Origin of the sequence: Oceanobacillus oncorhynchi, from assembly GCF_000821065.1 — a bacterium.
GTDB lineage: Bacteria > Bacillota > Bacilli > Bacillales > Amphibacillaceae > Oceanobacillus > Oceanobacillus oncorhynchi.
On sequence record NZ_CDGG01000001.1, the window covers coordinates 3,518,008 to 3,532,553 of the forward strand.

The 14,546-nt window shown below is 41.5% G+C and carries 15 protein-coding genes and 1 riboswitch; of the genes, 7 read left to right on the top strand and 8 right to left on the bottom strand.

The annotated features are described in order from the left end of the window. Positions 1–2 precede the first annotated feature (2 nt). The 6 genes from BN997_RS16785 to BN997_RS16810 all read right to left on the bottom strand — a co-directional run bounded on the left by BN997_RS16785 (position 3) and on the right by BN997_RS16810 (position 5,986). Complete coding sequence (locus BN997_RS16785; protein WP_042533925.1) at positions 3–962, bottom strand: bile acid:sodium symporter family protein; 960 nt, start codon at positions 960–962, stop codon at positions 3–5. Continuing rightward, the gene (locus BN997_RS16790; protein WP_042533927.1) at positions 959–2,344 is read right to left on the bottom strand and encodes an FAD-binding oxidoreductase; all 1,386 of its coding nucleotides are present in this window, start codon (positions 2,342–2,344) and stop codon (positions 959–961) included. Before BN997_RS16790 ends, BN997_RS16785 begins: the two co-directional genes overlap by 4 nt. 262 nt (positions 2,345–2,606) lie before the next feature. Further along, entirely contained in the window at positions 2,607–3,248 is a 642-nt protein-coding gene (locus BN997_RS16795) for an ABC transporter permease (protein WP_042533929.1), read from the bottom strand. After that, positions 3,248–4,156, bottom strand: a complete 909-nt coding sequence (locus BN997_RS16800; RefSeq protein ID WP_042533930.1) for an osmoprotectant ABC transporter substrate-binding protein — start codon at positions 4,154–4,156, stop codon at positions 3,248–3,250. The genes BN997_RS16795 and BN997_RS16800 overlap by 1 nt, the downstream gene beginning before the upstream one ends. 16 nt (positions 4,157–4,172) lie before the next feature. Continuing rightward, the gene (locus tag BN997_RS16805) at positions 4,173–4,820 is read right to left on the bottom strand and encodes an ABC transporter permease (RefSeq protein ID WP_042533932.1); all 648 of its coding nucleotides are present in this window, start codon (positions 4,818–4,820) and stop codon (positions 4,173–4,175) included. Between the two features lie 17 nt (positions 4,821–4,837). Beyond that, a complete protein-coding gene (locus BN997_RS16810; protein ID WP_042533934.1) occupies positions 4,838–5,986 on the bottom strand; it encodes a betaine/proline/choline family ABC transporter ATP-binding protein in 1,149 nt (382 codons plus the stop codon). Positions 5,987–6,244: 258 nt separating this feature from the next. On the opposite strand from BN997_RS16810, the gene BN997_RS16815 reads away from it, so the two are divergent. From BN997_RS16815 to queE, 7 genes are all read left to right on the top strand, one after another. After that, positions 6,245–6,835: a GbsR/MarR family transcriptional regulator gene (locus BN997_RS16815; RefSeq protein WP_042533936.1), complete on the top strand. Its 591-nt coding sequence runs from the start codon at positions 6,245–6,247 to the stop codon at positions 6,833–6,835. Further along, entirely contained in the window at positions 6,825–7,709 is an 885-nt protein-coding gene (locus tag BN997_RS16820; RefSeq protein ID WP_042533939.1) for a beta-keto acid cleavage family enzyme, read from the top strand. The genes BN997_RS16815 and BN997_RS16820 overlap by 11 nt, the downstream gene beginning before the upstream one ends. A gap of 10 nt (positions 7,710–7,719) precedes the next feature. Further along, positions 7,720–8,688, top strand: coding sequence for a 3-hydroxyacyl-CoA dehydrogenase NAD-binding domain-containing protein (locus tag BN997_RS16825; protein WP_042533941.1), 969 nt, complete (start codon positions 7,720–7,722; stop codon positions 8,686–8,688). Further along, the gene (locus BN997_RS16830) at positions 8,675–9,148 is read left to right on the top strand and encodes a thioesterase family protein (RefSeq protein WP_042533943.1); all 474 of its coding nucleotides are present in this window, start codon (positions 8,675–8,677) and stop codon (positions 9,146–9,148) included. Before BN997_RS16825 ends, BN997_RS16830 begins: the two co-directional genes overlap by 14 nt. Positions 9,149–9,399: 251 nt before the next feature. Next, positions 9,400–9,445, top strand: a riboswitch (PreQ1 riboswitch). Between the two features lie 82 nt (positions 9,446–9,527). Beyond that, positions 9,528–10,196 carry a 7-cyano-7-deazaguanine synthase QueC gene (gene queC, locus BN997_RS16835; RefSeq protein ID WP_042533945.1) on the top strand — a complete coding sequence of 223 codons (669 nt, stop codon included), beginning with the start codon at positions 9,528–9,530 and terminating at the stop codon, positions 10,194–10,196. Then, positions 10,196–10,663 (top strand): 6-carboxytetrahydropterin synthase QueD, encoded by a 468-nt coding sequence (gene queD, locus BN997_RS16840; protein ID WP_042533947.1) that lies wholly within the window; start codon positions 10,196–10,198, stop codon positions 10,661–10,663. The genes queC and queD overlap by 1 nt, the downstream gene beginning before the upstream one ends. Continuing rightward, a complete protein-coding gene (gene queE / locus BN997_RS16845; protein ID WP_042533949.1) occupies positions 10,656–11,384 on the top strand; it encodes a 7-carboxy-7-deazaguanine synthase QueE in 729 nt (242 codons plus the stop codon). Before queD ends, queE begins: the two co-directional genes overlap by 8 nt. Positions 11,385–11,495: 111 nt before the next feature. Here the strand turns inward: queE and BN997_RS16850 are convergent, their stop codons facing one another. Continuing rightward, a complete protein-coding gene (locus BN997_RS16850) occupies positions 11,496–12,254 on the bottom strand; it encodes a sulfite exporter TauE/SafE family protein (RefSeq protein WP_084612964.1) in 759 nt (252 codons plus the stop codon). A 718-nt stretch (positions 12,255–12,972) separates the two neighbouring features. After that, entirely contained in the window at positions 12,973–14,427 is a 1,455-nt protein-coding gene (locus BN997_RS16855) for a DASS family sodium-coupled anion symporter (RefSeq protein ID WP_042533951.1), read from the bottom strand. Positions 14,428–14,546 lie beyond the last annotated feature (119 nt).

The following is a 14,546-nucleotide window of genomic DNA, read 5'->3' on the forward strand; positions in this document are numbered from 1 at the left end:
CCTCAATTTGCTTTTTTTAATTTCACATCTCTTTTATCGGGTGATTTATTTGCCCAAATGGTTGCGATAATCGGCCCGGAAATATTATGCCAAATCGCACCCCAGACACTTGGTAAGGCCGCAAGCGGACTGAAATGCGTTGTTGCCAAGGAAACGCCGAGCCCTGAATTTTGCATGCCCACTTCGATGGAAATGGCTCTACGATCATTTTCGTTAAGTCCTATCAAACGGGCAGTAAAATAACCTAAAAATAATCCGAAGCTATTGTGTAAGAACACTGCAGCAAATACAAGTGCTCCTGCAGAAGCAACATTGGCAGCATTGGCAGCTGTTACTGCTGTTACGATAATCAAAATGGCTGTAACGGATATTAACGGAACAACGGCAATACTTTTTTTAACGGCAACAGGGAAGAAACGCTGTACCAAGAAACCAAGAATAATAGGGATAATAATAACTTGGATAATGGACAAAAACATGGCTACCGGATTAACGGGCAGCCATTGACCGGCTAATAAATAAAGCAGTAATGGTGTCATAATTGGAGCCAGCATCGTTGAAAAGGAAGTCATCGCAACTGACAGGGCAACGTTCCCTCTTGCTAAATAAACCATCACATTGGATGCGGTGCCTCCTGGGACAGAGCCTAATAAAACAAGTCCGGCTGCAAGCTCTGGGGGCAGCCTTAATAAATAAGCGATACCAAAAGCAACAAGGGGCATAATTGTATATTGTGCCGCTATGCCGATAATTACCGGCAATGGTTTTGTAACAATTAATTTGAAATCAACAGGCTTTAATGTCAGCCCCATACCAAACATAACCACGCCAAGCAAGAGTGTAATAAAGCTTCCAAAAACAAGGAAGGCGGAAGGGAAGATAAACGAAATAACAGCTGCTATAATGACAAGTACTGCAAAATATTTACCGGCTAATGCGCTTATCTTCTCTAATGTTTTCATAGCTTATCCTCGTTATCGATATCTACTATTTTAGTAGGATTTAAGATATTATTTGGATCTAACGCTTTTTTAATATTTGTCATAACGTCGAGAGCTGCTCCATGCTCCACGCGTTGATAAGGTTTCTTTCCAACGCCGACACCATGCTCACCTGTACAGGTTCCGCCTCGCTCCAGCGCATACTGAACGACTTTTTCATTAAATTGTTTTGCTTTTTTAACTTCTTCTTCATTCTCCATATCAATCATAATCAATGAATGGAAGTTTCCGTCACCGACATGCCCTAATATCCCTCCTGGAATAGCTAGTTTTTTTAATTCTTCTCCGGCATAGATAACGGAATTTGCTAATTCTGAAATGGGAACAGCAACGTCTGTCAGCATCATTTTTTTACCGACATAATCATGAATATAAGCGTATGCCAAATTGTGCCTTGCATCCCATAAACGGTTACGGGCGGCATTGTCTGTTTCCGAATTAAAATGGTCACAGCCGTGATCTTGCATAATTTCCTTAGAAAATGCAAGGTCTTCTTGTAAACCAGATTCATTTCCGTGAAATTCCAGGAAAAGCGTCGGCTTAACAGGATAATTGGTTTCACTGAATTTATTGATTTGTTCCACTGAGGCTTCATCTACAAACTCCACTCTGGCGATAGGGATGCCCGCGTGCAAAATAGAAGTTACCGCTTCGATGGCATTCGTCAGACTCGGAAACGTTGCCCGCGCAGCAACAATATGTTCTGGTATGCCATATACCTGAAGCGTTAGTTCGGTAAAGCAGCCAAGTGTTCCTTCAGAACCAATGAAAAGACCGTTCAAATGATAGCCGGAAGCAGACTTTGCAGCCAAATTCCCTGTATGAATTACACTCCCATCCGCAAGAACCACCTCCATATCTCGAACCTGATCACGCATGACGCCGTATTTTACGGTTGTGGTACCGCTGGCATTGGTTGCTGCCATCCCGCCAAGCGTTGCGTTTGCGCCAGGGTCAACGGTGAAAAAGAGACCATATTTCTTTAATTCTTTATTCAGCTGCTCTCTTGTTACACCCGGCTGGACCCTGACAAGTAAATCACCTTCTTTTATTTCCAGAATCTGATTCATTAATGAAAAGTCTATGGTAATACCATTTTTATAAGGGATGACATGTCCTTCTAAACTCGTCCCAACTCCAAATGGCGTTACCGGCGTTTGGTATTCTTGGGCAATCTCCATAATATGCGTAACATCCTCAGTTGATTTTGGGAAAACAACGATATCCGGAAGACTTGTCTGTTGATAGGTTTCGTCTTTGCTATGTAGCTCTCTCACCGTATCATTGTCAGAGATTTGATCGTGCGCTAATTTTGTACCTAATGCTTGTATTACTTGTTTCATAGCTTTACTCCTTTCAATCGTTAAAATGGAAAATCCGTTGTAAATATATCCTGCTATAAGGATAATATGTATTATCCTTATTATAAAGATTTTTCAGATTAATTCAATGATTTAAAAAAGAAATCCTGCTGGATAGGGGACTAGTCCAGAAAAGTTGCATAAAGCCATTTATAAAACGTAAACATCCCGGCTTGTTTATGTTAATTCTGGTAACAAGCCGGGATGTTTGAACACACATGTATAATGATTTCTATTATTTATTTTACTTCACTGGGTTCAGCATTCTTTCAATCTTACCCATAATTAAATCTGCTGCAATTGCCATCAAGGCTGTAGGAACAGCACCTGCTAAAATAATCGCTGTTCCATCGGTAGCGTTTGTTCCGCGCACAATAATAGCACCAAGTCCTCCGGCGCCGACAAACGTTCCAATTGCTACAACGCCAATCCCAACAACAAGTGCTGTACGAATTCCAGCCATCATGACACTGATAGCAAGGGGTAATTCTACTTTCATCAGCAGCTGGAACCGTGTCATTCCTGAAGCGTAGGCAGCTTCCTTCACCGTTTGATCAACCCCGGTTATCCCTACATAGGTATTTTGAATAATTGGTAATAGGGAATAGAAAAACACAGTTGTTACGACGGTTGTTGTTCCTAATCCCATCGCAACCATGGTGATGGCCATAAAACCTAATACAGGAATAGTTTGAATAATACTTCCAAGTGTGAGTACCCACCCACTTAATTTTCCATATCTGGCAATAAGCACACCAATAGGGATGGAGACGATGGAAGCAAACAACACGCCATAAGCGGCCATTAAGAAGTGACGGTAAAATTCTGTCCAAATATAAGAACCATTTTGAGATACATAGGTTATCAATTGCTCCCAGACACTCATTACATGCCCTCCTTATCTTTAAAGTAGTTGTTTTCTTCCAGAAACTCGCGGGCAATGGTGGCAGGACTGACTAATTCCACGTCACCTTGATAGTTCATTTCCTGCATATCCTCTGTTGTTACGGTATCGCTAAGCTTTTGCATGACTTCTTTGATTTCCGGATTTTCCTCCAAGATTTCATTTCTCGCTACAGGAGAAGCATCGTAAGGAGGGAAGAAGTCATCATCCAATACTTTTAAATCATACGCCGCAATTCTTCCGTCTGAAGAATAACCAAGAACCGCGTCCATATTACCGGAAGCAGCAGCTTCATATACTAAGCCTATTGCCATTGGATAGACATTGCCGAAAGCAAAGTGTGTTTCTGTAAAAGCCTCGTACCCGTCACCTGAACGGTTGACCCAGGCATTATCTACACCAAAATTCATGTCATCGGCAAAAGGCTCCAGATCATCCACATGTGTAATGTTTTCTTCATCTGCAAATTCTTGTGTAATGGAAATCGTATAGCTGTTTTCGAAACCGTAAGAGTCGCCCCATGTCTGGTCAAATTTTTCATCAAATTCCCGCTGTACGATTTCCATCGCTTCCTCAGGGTCAGTAATATCTTCGTAATTTAAGACGCCGGCAATATCTGTGCCGGTATATCTGGTAGCAGTCATATCTACTTCCTCCTGCATCATTGCTTGATGAAGGACCATCGTTGATCCTAAATTCGTTACTAACTCCGTATCTAAATCTGTATAATGCTCAATCATCTGAGACAGTATATTACCCCAAATTTCGGATTCTACCGTATCTAAGGTTGCAATTCGAACCGTACTTTCTGAAGGCCCACTGAGACCTGGCAGGGCACATCCTGAAAGGAGCAGCGCCGAAAGAAGGGGAATCAGCAATAATTTCTTCATTTATAATCCTTCCTTTTTAAACAGTTTTCCTTAAGGCTTTAGGTGTTAATCCTTTTTCAAGAAGCGATAATAATCCGCTGGCAAGTAAAGCCAAAATCGTTGCCGGCACAGTACCTAAAACAATAAGCTCAGGCTGATATAGATTCAGACCATCGAAAATAAGATCACCTAAACCGCCGCCGCCAATAAATGCTGCCAGTGTTGCCCAGCCGATTAAATAAACGGTTGCGAACCGTATGCCTGACATAATAACAGGCAAAGCAAGAGGGAGCTCAACTTTTCGGATAACTTCAAAGGTGTTCATTCCCATGCCTTTACCCGCTTCTTTTAAACTTGTATTTACTTCCATGATGCCGGTATACGTATTTCTAAGTATGGGAAGTACGGAATAAATAAATAAAGCAATAATCGCAGGTACAACACCTACGCCTAAGAAAGGCATCAAAAAAGCTAAAATAGCTAAACTTGGAACAGTTTGTAATATCCCGACAAACGAGATAAACCGATCCGCTGTTTTATTCGGTATGCGAGTGAGTAAAATTCCCAAGGGGACCGCAACCAGAATACCTAAAACAATCGCAGCGATAGAAATGTACATATGTTCTCCTGTTTTTTCGAGCAGCTCCCATCCATAGGATGCAAGTGTATCTCTAATAGCTTGCATTATTTTTTGCCTCCTTTTTATTCTATAGCAGTAATATCTTCTGTTTCATCGCCCCAAATAGTGTTAAAAACCATATCGGCAAGGGTCGCCCTTGTTACGATTCCTGCTAATTTATTATTATCTGTTACAACGGGTACGTAACTGCTGCCACGACGAAGCATACGATGCATTGTATCCCGGAGCAGGCTGTTTTTATCCACGGCATATTTTGCTGTATCCATCGCTTCATGAACATAGCTTTTCTTTTTATAATTGGAGTCGACCATTTCAATATCAATGTACCCTTTTAAAATTCCAGCTCCATCAACTACTAACAAGGAGTCGACACGATTGGCATGCATTTTTTGAATAGCTTCTTTTAAGCTGCTTTCTTCTTCAATCGTAATCGGGTTTGGATTCATAATTTGTTCAACGCGTGTTACTTCCGGGCGGCTTTCTAATAACCGGTCTTTTCCGATAAAGTCTTCTACAAACTCATTGGCCGGATGGCGAAGAATATCATCTGGTGTGCCGACTTGAACGATTTCTCCTTGATTCATAATCACGATTTTATCAGCAAGTTTTATCGCTTCATCCATATCATGGGTAACAAAAACAATCGTTTTATCCATTTCCTTTTGAAGTTTTTTAAACTCCTCTTGTAAGCTGTCACGAGTGATTGGATCAAGCGCCCCAAATGGTTCGTCCATTAAAATCAATGGGGGATTCGTAGCTAACGCTCTCAGTACCCCGATTCGCTGCTGCTGTCCTCCGCTTAACTCATGTGGGTAACGATCTAAATAATCCTCTGGCAGGTCAACCAGTGAAATAAGTTCTTTTGCCCGTTCTTTCTGTTTCTCCTTATTCCATTTTAAAAGCGATCCCACAAGAGAGATGTTTTCTCCCACAGTCATATGGGGCATAAGACCAATTTGCTGAATAACATATCCAATGGATCGACGTAATTGGACAGCATCCTGCTTGAGGACATTCACGCCGTCTACAAGAATTTCTCCCCCGGAAGGTTCAATTAACCGGTTAATCATTTTCATCGTAGTTGTTTTCCCGCACCCGCTTGGGCCGATAAAAACAACAAATTCTCCTCGTTCTACTTTCAGGTTCAGTTTATGAACGGAAGGAGTATTATTTCCTTCGAATTTTTTAGTTACTTCTTTAAATTCAAGCACTACAAGCACCTCCATTGCTTATTCCGTAAAACTAAAATTTAGACTTACTCAGTATAATAAACAGACAGGTAAAAATGAAAATCCGAAAAAAGCGATTTAAACCGTAAAATCTGTGCAATTTAAACTTTACAAAGTATACAGTGCAGTTTATCTTAGAATTGCTTACTTTTACGCTCATTTACTATCAAACTTGATTTTTCCAATTTTATTTAATCCGTGTTACAGTGACACATATACAAGTTAAAGGGGAGCTTGACGATGGAATCATTTTCAAATAATCAATTGCTTCAAGAAATCAAATCCTGCGAAGAACTGCTCACAGATCGAATCGCAGATAACATGGAAACGTTCGGCGTATCCTCGACAGTCGGACGGCTGCTTGGCATTATCTATATGAATCGCGAGGCAATGACATTAGATTCACTGGCTGAAGAAACTGGAATGAGTAAAACAAGAATGAGTCAGGTCATGCGACAGATGATCTCATTTAATATCGCTGAGAAAGAATACGTGAAAGGCAGCCGCAAAGATCATTACAATGTAGAACGCGATTATGCACAAACATTTATATCCTTATTTACAAGTAACTGGTCAGAGGTTGTAAAACGTAATACGAGTTTAGAACGCCGTCTCAGAGAACAAATTCGTCATTTAGAAACTTTTTTGACAGAGGATTCCTCAGAAGAAGTAAAAGTTCGAATGGAGAGATTACAGCAGGAGCTGGATGAATGGAATGCCTATTATAATTGGATAAATAATCTTGTTGCGTTTTTTGAAAGTGGCGAGATTTTTAACCATGTTCCTATTGTCACCCCAACCAAAAAGGAGGAAGCAAAAAATGAAGAATAAACGAATCATCACTGCAGCACTGACTGGTGCAGGTGATACAACAGAGAAAAGCAGACATGTTCCAATTACGCCAAAAGAAATTGCGGAATCTGCTATTGAATCAGCAAAAGCAGGTGCTGCAATTGCACATATCCATGTTCGTGATCCCAAGACAGGGAAACTCAGTCACGATGTGGCCCTTTTTAGAGAAACCGTGGAACGAATCCGTGAATCCGATACAGATGTGATTATTAATATTACGGCTGGCGGGGGCGGCGACTTTGTTCCAAATCTAGAAAATCCAACTTGTGGAGGAGAAGGGACTGATATTCAGACACCAAAAGAGCGTCATGAACCGGTCGGGGAATTGCTTCCGGAACTCACCACCTTGGATTGCGGCAGTTTAAACTTTGGCAATCAAGTTTATTTAGGGCCGGAAGACTGGCTTCGGGAGCACGCAAAGCTGATTAAAGAAAGCGGCGTAAAACCCGAAATGGAAGTATTTGATACAGGACATATCCGTCTTGCTAACCAATTAATTTCTGAAGGACTAGTAGAAGGAACACCAATGTATCAATTTTGTCTTGGTATTCCATGGGGCGCTGATGCGGATGCAGAAACAATCGAATATATGAAAAGAAGAGTGGTTGATGGCGCGCATTGGTCAGCCTTTGGTATTGGCCGTATGCAGCTGCCGATTGTGGCACAGGCTGCTTTACTCGGCGGGAATGTCCGGGTCGGTTTAGAAGATAACTTATATTTAGAAAAAGGTGTACTTGGTACAAATGAACAGCTGGTTGATCAAGCTGTCAGCATTTTAAATAGTGTCAAGCTGGAGCCGATGACGGCTGCAGAGGCAAGAGAACATTTAAATCTTAAAAAATTTAATTCCTAAGAGGTGAAATATGGCGCAAAAAACAATGGCAGTTTTAGGAACCGGCGTGATTGGCAATGGCTGGATTGCACGCTTTTTAGCAAATGGTCATAAGGTCAATGCTTTTGATCCGGCTCCTGATGCAAAAGAAAAAACAGAAAAAATGATAGATGCTATTTGGACAACATTAGAAGAATACGGAATAAGCAACGAAGCTGCAAAGGAGAATCTGACCTTCTACAACGAGCTGGAGGAAGCTGTAAAAGAAGCCGATTTGATACAGGAAAATGTTCCAGAGCAGGAAGCCTTGAAGAAAAAGGTATTAGCGCAGGTGGATGCTGCTGCTAAACCGACAGCGATTATCGCTTCAAGTACTTCTGGATACATGCCTTCTGTCCTGCAGGAAGATTGTGTGCATCACCCAGAACGAATCATTGTTGCCCATCCATTTAACCCCGTTTACTTAATTCCATTGGTGGAAATCGCAGGAGGAAAGCAGACAGAGCGCAGTTATATGGAAAAGGCAGAGGAGCTTTATGAAAGCATGCATATGAAGCCGCTTGTGATGAAAGGTGAAATTGACGGCCACATTGGCGACCGGCTTATGGAAGCAATTTGGCGTGAAGGGCTTCATATTGTCAATGATGGCGTAGCGACAACGGAAGAGGTAGATAAAGCCATTGTCTACGGCCCTGGTCTTCGCTGGGCACTGATGGGACCATTTCTAACGCTTCATTTAGCAGGCGGTAAGGACGGGATGCGGCACATGCTTGAACAATTCGGCCCTGCATTGAAGCTGCCTTGGACCCGTTTAGTGGCACCTGAACTGACGGAAGAATTAAGTGAAAAAGTGATTTCAGGGACTGCTGAACAAAGCGGAGAGATTTCTATCGATGACCTTGAACATCGCCGGGACCGTTTCTTGATTAAATTAATGGGGCTTTTAGAGGAAGAAGGCTTCTGGCCGGCAGAAAGGCTGATCTCCTATGACAGAAAGTAAACAAGTATGGAAGGGCAATGTGTTACGTGCGTGGGTAGACTATAACGGACATCTGAACGATGCATACTACGCATTGATTTTCAGTTATAGCCTCGATGCTTTCATGGATGTGATCGGTCTGGATGAAGAAGGACGAAAAGCAAGTGCTTATACCATTTTTACGCTGGAAGCGCATATTAAATATGTAAAAGAGGCGCATGAAAACGAGGAGCTGCTTACAAAGGTCACTGTGTTGAACCGGGATGCAAAGCGTGTGCATCTTTGGTTTGAAATGAAAAACAAAGAAAATGATACTGTGGCAACCAGTGAACAGATGGTGATGGGGATAGATCAGTCATCTGGACGCCCTGCGCCGTTTCCGGAATCTGTTGATGTACGGATTAATCAATTTCCAAGACTGGCAAAAGAAAACTGGCCAGCAGGGGCAAACACGCTTATGGGGATTCGTGAGAAAAAGTAAAATATACAATAGCAGCTGAAAGCAGAATTTCATGCAGTAATCTGTAATGATGCTCCCTTTATCGTGGATAATGAAACGAATAAAGGGAGCTTTTGTAATATTAAAAAGAGAGAAAAAGCAAACACTGCAAAGCCAAACTGGTTGATGAAACGTAATTTCATGTTTGAAAAAAGAAATCAGGATAACATCATCAGGAAATATATGTTATACTGCCAATTGTAAAAGAAATTGAATAAAATCTACGATACAAAGTAGAAGAGGTTCTAGCTAACACCCTCTATAAAAAACTAAGGATACCCATACCGCGCCTTAGGTATGGTTTTTTGCATTTTTCGGGTGTTTAGAATTCTCTTTTTCAAATTGGAAAGGGGATTTTTTTATGGAAAAAAATAATCGAGCAGTTGTTGTATTCAGCGGTGGTCAGGATAGCACCACCTGTTTATTTTGGGCATTAGAAAAGTTTGAGCATGTAGAGTTAGTCACTTTCAACTACAATCAGCGCCACAGCTTAGAAATTGAGGTGGCAAAGGAAATCGCTGGAGATCAGGGATTGAGTCATCATATTTTAGACATGTCTTTACTGAATCAATTAGCGCCCAATGCGCTGACCAGGGAGGACATTGAAGTAGAGAATGCAGAGGATGGCGGCATACCGAATACGTTTGTTCCGGGAAGAAATTTACTGTTCCTTTCTTTTGCAACCATTCTAGCCAAGCAAATTGATGCCAAACATATTATTACGGGAGTTTGTGAAACAGATTTCAGCGGATATCCGGATTGCCGGGATATCTTTACCAAATCATTAAATGTCACCTTAAATCTATCCATGGATGAAGATTTTGTGATTCATACGCCATTAATGTGGCTGGATAAGGCAGAAACATGGGAATTAGCGGATGAACTGCAAGCCTTTGATTATGTCAGAGAACGGACGTTGACCTGTTATAACGGGGTTAGAGGAGCAGGATGCGGAGAATGTCCTGCATGTCAATTACGCCAGCGTGGATTAGACCAATACTTAGTTAGAAGACAGGAGATGAATCAGTAATGTTCGGGTTTCGTATTGTCGAAGAGCTGCAAAAGCTGGATAAAGATATTCATAGAAAAGAATTGGCCTATCACCAAAAACGCGTGATGGTAAGTAAAGAGTTTTCCTTCGATGCAGCGCACCATCTTCATTGTTATGAGGGGAAGTGTAAGAATCTGCATGGACATACGTATCAGGTTGTATTCGGTATCAGCGGTTTTGTAGATAAGGTGGGTTTCGTAATTGATTTTGGTGATATAAAAGAGATTTGGAAGAACAAGATTGAAACATTTTTAGATCACCGTTATTTAAATGAAACATTGCCCAAAATGAACACAACTGCTGAGAATATGGTCGTCTGGATTTTTGAACAAATGGAAGCGGCAATTCAGGAACTCCCTAACCAATGCCAGGTGGAATTTGTTCGGTTATTTGAAACACCGACAAGCTATGCGGAAGCAAGACGGGAGTGGATGAATCATGCGTAAAATACCGGTCTTAGAAATATTCGGCCCTACAATTCAAGGTGAAGGAATGGTAGTCGGAAGAAAAACCATGTTCGTCCGAACTGCTGGATGCGATTACCGATGTGCCTGGTGCGATTCCGCATTTACATGGGACGGAAGCGCCAAAGAAGATATTGTTCAGATGACGAGTGAAGACATTTGGCAGCGGCTGCAAGAAGTAGGAGGAAGCTGCTTTGATCATGTGACGATTTCAGGAGGGAATCCGGCTTTGTTATCTGCTATTGATAATCTGATTGATTTGCTTCAGGAAAAGTCTATTGAGGTTGCACTGGAAACACAGGGAAGCCGCTACCAAAACTGGTTTGTAAAAATTGATGATCTGACCATTTCTCCTAAACCGCCAAGCTCTAAGATGAAAACAAACTGGGAGACGCTAGATGATATCATCCATCAATTGGAAATCAATGATCGATTAGCGCATGCCAGCTTAAAGGTAGTAATTTTTGATAAAGAGGACCTTCGTTATGCAGAAAAAGTGCATCAGCGCTATCCAAAACTGGCTTTTTTTCTGCAAGTTGGAAATGATGATTTAGAGGAAATCGAACCACAGCAATTATCCCGGCATTTATTAAATAAATATGAATGGTTAATTGATCAGGTAGTGGCATCCACAGTGCTGAATCGTGTTCGTGTTCTTCCGCAGGTACATGCATTAGTATGGGGAAATAAGCGGGGCGTATAGTAAGGGAGATTAAAAGCTATTATCCTATTAAAAAGGCAGTAAGAGCTGTCGCCTTTTTGATAGGGTAATCTTTTCTTTCACTTTCTGGCTTTTCTCCGAATGGACAGGAATCTAAATCAATAAAATAATCCCGCCGATTAACGGCACAGCAACCATTGCAATTTTTAATATCATTGGATTCAGACGAGTGGTGAATTTCGCGCCGATATAAGAACCTATAATTGTTCCGATAACTACTTCTGCAAATAATTTCAAATCGAGAAAACCGACAGAATAATAACCGATACCGCCTACCAGTGCGATTGGTATAATAACAAGCATCGTCGTGCCTGCAGATAGCTGAATCGACAAACCAAAGAATACTAGCAACCCGATTTGGATAAACGGCGTTGAGCCAATCCCGAATGCACCTGATAGTAAGCCGGTAATGATGCCGATCCCAGCAGCTGTCATCCAAAATCTGCTTTTCGAGGAACGGTTTTTCTCAGCAAATTTTTGTGTGGCAAACTTGCCAAATCCTGCTGTTACACGAATCCACAGCAATATGGCTGATAAAATGAGCATTCCGGCAGTAAAAAATTTCAATTCACTTTCCGGGATAAAGCTTGCCAGCCTGGAACCAAAAAAAGCTCCAACTGCACCAAATAGCCCAGTTGCCAGCCCGATTTTTACCATGGTATTTCTTTCCCGCAGGTGACTGAGTGTGCCCGATAAGGATGTGAAGACCATTGCAGCCAGAGATGTTCCAAGCGCTGTGTGGATAGGAATACCAAAAACTTCCGTCAATATAGCAATAATAAATCCGGAACCGCCAGCCCCGACAAAACCAAGCAACAATCCAATCACTAACATCGTACATAAAACAATCAAAACAAAAATCCCCTTCTTTTTCTTTACTACATAAGTCATTATAGCATAGCGGGCGAGAAATTTTGGGATGAAGGCACTTGAAGTATATGTTGACAGTCTATTCAAGTTATAGTGAATACAGCTTTTACTATTATCAATATTATATTTTATTGACTCAACTTTCGCACATTAAAAAGTAACTTCATTTCTATAGAAACAGGGGTTGAAACACCCTTGACCAAGAATAAAAGATGAAGTGTAAAGCACCGCTGCGGCGGACCATTTTGCTTTCCGACGTACAGGACGTACTAGTGCAGGCGTTGTCACAACGCCTGCACTTGCACGTCCTGGGACTGCGATTACTCGCCCCATCAAAAACATTTGTGCATCGCAGGGCGAGCTGAAGATCCACTTGAAAAGCGGTTTTCTTATCAAGTTAGCTGAAGCCGCCCCCATGGCAGACTAGGACCGCAACGTCCTGGGGTTGCGATTACTCGTCCCATCGAAAACATTTGTACGTCGGAAAGCGGAGTGGTTGGTTGCAGGAGCTATGCACCATCACCAATTCCAAAAAGGCCGGATATTTAACCAAAATGCAAGTATGATAATGAAGAACACGTTCATCTTGGAATAGCAAAATATATTTGCTTATTCTTAGGTGCGAAAGTTGAGTTACTGAAAAAAGAAAAGCGATATGGAAGCATACATAATTCAGCTTCCATATCGTTTTTTCAGCTCGTTATAACAATCCAACCCACTGCCAATAGGTTGCACTAAACAGAATAATAAGCAAATACCCAATCACAGTAAGCGGCACACCGGATTTGATAAATTGTTTTAAAGTAAATGTACCTGTACCATAAGCGAGCATATTTTGCGGAGCGCTGACCGGCAATAGGAAGCCAAAACTGATCACAAATTGCATAATCAAGACAAGACCTGGACCATTAAAGGCTGCTGGCTCCATTGATCCGACCAGAGCAATAACGATTGGAATAAAAGCAGATGCCAGGCTGGTGGCACTTGCAAAGCCCAAGTGAATCAAAATATTAAATAAAGCAAGTACGGCAATCATCGCAACCAGAGGCAGGGAAGACACCCCGAGTATTTCAAAGGAATTAGAAGAAAGCCAGGTTGCTCCCTCTGTTGCTAACAGAACAATCCCTAATGAAATTCCTGTTGCGAATACAATTAATGTGCCCCAAGGTACTTTTCTTTGCACTTCTTTCCAGGAAAAGATACCGATAACAGGTGTCAGCATGATGGCAACTGCAACAATGGTAACTGTAGTAGAATCTAAGGGATGCAAAACACCTTCCGTCGACCAGAATAATAATAACAAGCCGGCGATAATGATTAAGCGCCATTCTTTTCCACTGATTTTCCCGAGCTCCTTCAGCTGGTTCGTTATGCTTACTCCTTCCTTTATTTCCGACATATTTGGTTTAATTAGTTTAACCATAACAATATAAAGTACGATAGACATGATAAATGCCCAAGGAGCAGCGTAGAGAAACCATTCTCCCCATGTCACATCTATACCAAAAGCAGATTCCATAAATCCTAAAGCAACCATGTTCTGTGCGGCCGCTGTTTTTATTCCGACGTTCCATATAGAAATAGATTGTACGGCGGTAATCATTAATAATGCTGCAAGCTTACTTTGCTTTGCCAATCCAAATGCAGCTACAATTCCTAATAGGATAGGGACAAGCGTACCTGCACGCGCGGTGGCACTTGGTACAAACAGCGCCAGTACAAAGCTGACAATAATGGTTCCGATCACAAGTGCTCCAGGCTTTGTTCCAACCTTTGACATAATATACAATGCGATGCGTTTATGAAGACCTGTAATCTCCATAGCAGTAGCCAAAACAAGCGCTCCTCCAACAAGCAGCACAGCGGAAGAACTGAATCCTTCTACGGCCATGCTTAACCCCTGACTTGTTCCATATATCGTACCTGGATCTTCGATAGCAGGGGAGATTCCGATAAGAACGGCCAGCAGACTGACTATCATTACCGCACTGACAGGATAGGAAACTGCTTCCGTAACCCATAAAACAACCGCAAATGCTAAGACAGCAAGCGCTCGCTGTCCAACTAGAGGCAATGAATCAGGATTAGGCAGAATTAAAATAATAAGAAGAACTAAAAAAGCTGCAATAAGTGCAATAGCATCTTTCTTTTTCATGAAAACCCCTCCCTTTAGTTACTTTAATTGTAATATAAAATCCTATATTTGTGATTGATTTCACATGTTACAAATAAATGAATTTGTGTATTTATTCACAATTCATTCAAAAAATACAT

What these genes read in the sequence shown, in the direction of transcription:
- BN997_RS16785 (WP_042533925.1), bottom strand. Translation starts at nt 962, where the DNA reads ATGAAAACATTAGAGAAGATAAGCGCATTAGCCGGTAAATATTTTGCA.
- BN997_RS16855 (WP_042533951.1), bottom strand. Translation starts at nt 14,427, where the DNA reads ATGAAAAAGAAAGATGCTATTGCACTTATTGCAGCTTTTTTAGTTCTT.
- queD (WP_042533947.1), top strand. Translation starts at nt 10,196, where the DNA reads ATGTTCGGGTTTCGTATTGTCGAAGAGCTGCAAAAGCTGGATAAAGAT.
- BN997_RS16795 (WP_042533929.1), bottom strand. Translation starts at nt 3,248, where the DNA reads ATGAGTGTCTGGGAGCAATTGATAACCTATGTATCTCAAAATGGTTCT.
- BN997_RS16830 (WP_042533943.1), top strand. Translation starts at nt 8,675, where the DNA reads ATGACAGAAAGTAAACAAGTATGGAAGGGCAATGTGTTACGTGCGTGG.
- queC (WP_042533945.1), top strand. Translation starts at nt 9,528, where the DNA reads ATGGAAAAAAATAATCGAGCAGTTGTTGTATTCAGCGGTGGTCAGGAT.
- BN997_RS16800 (WP_042533930.1), bottom strand. Translation starts at nt 4,156, where the DNA reads ATGAAGAAATTATTGCTGATTCCCCTTCTTTCGGCGCTGCTCCTTTCA.
- BN997_RS16805 (WP_042533932.1), bottom strand. Translation starts at nt 4,820, where the DNA reads ATGCAAGCTATTAGAGATACACTTGCATCCTATGGATGGGAGCTGCTC.
- BN997_RS16825 (WP_042533941.1), top strand. Translation starts at nt 7,720, where the DNA reads ATGGCGCAAAAAACAATGGCAGTTTTAGGAACCGGCGTGATTGGCAAT.
- BN997_RS16790 (WP_042533927.1), bottom strand. Translation starts at nt 2,344, where the DNA reads ATGAAACAAGTAATACAAGCATTAGGTACAAAATTAGCGCACGATCAA.
- queE (WP_042533949.1), top strand. Translation starts at nt 10,656, where the DNA reads ATGCGTAAAATACCGGTCTTAGAAATATTCGGCCCTACAATTCAAGGT.
- BN997_RS16815 (WP_042533936.1), top strand. Translation starts at nt 6,245, where the DNA reads ATGGAATCATTTTCAAATAATCAATTGCTTCAAGAAATCAAATCCTGC.
- BN997_RS16820 (WP_042533939.1), top strand. Translation starts at nt 6,825, where the DNA reads ATGAAGAATAAACGAATCATCACTGCAGCACTGACTGGTGCAGGTGAT.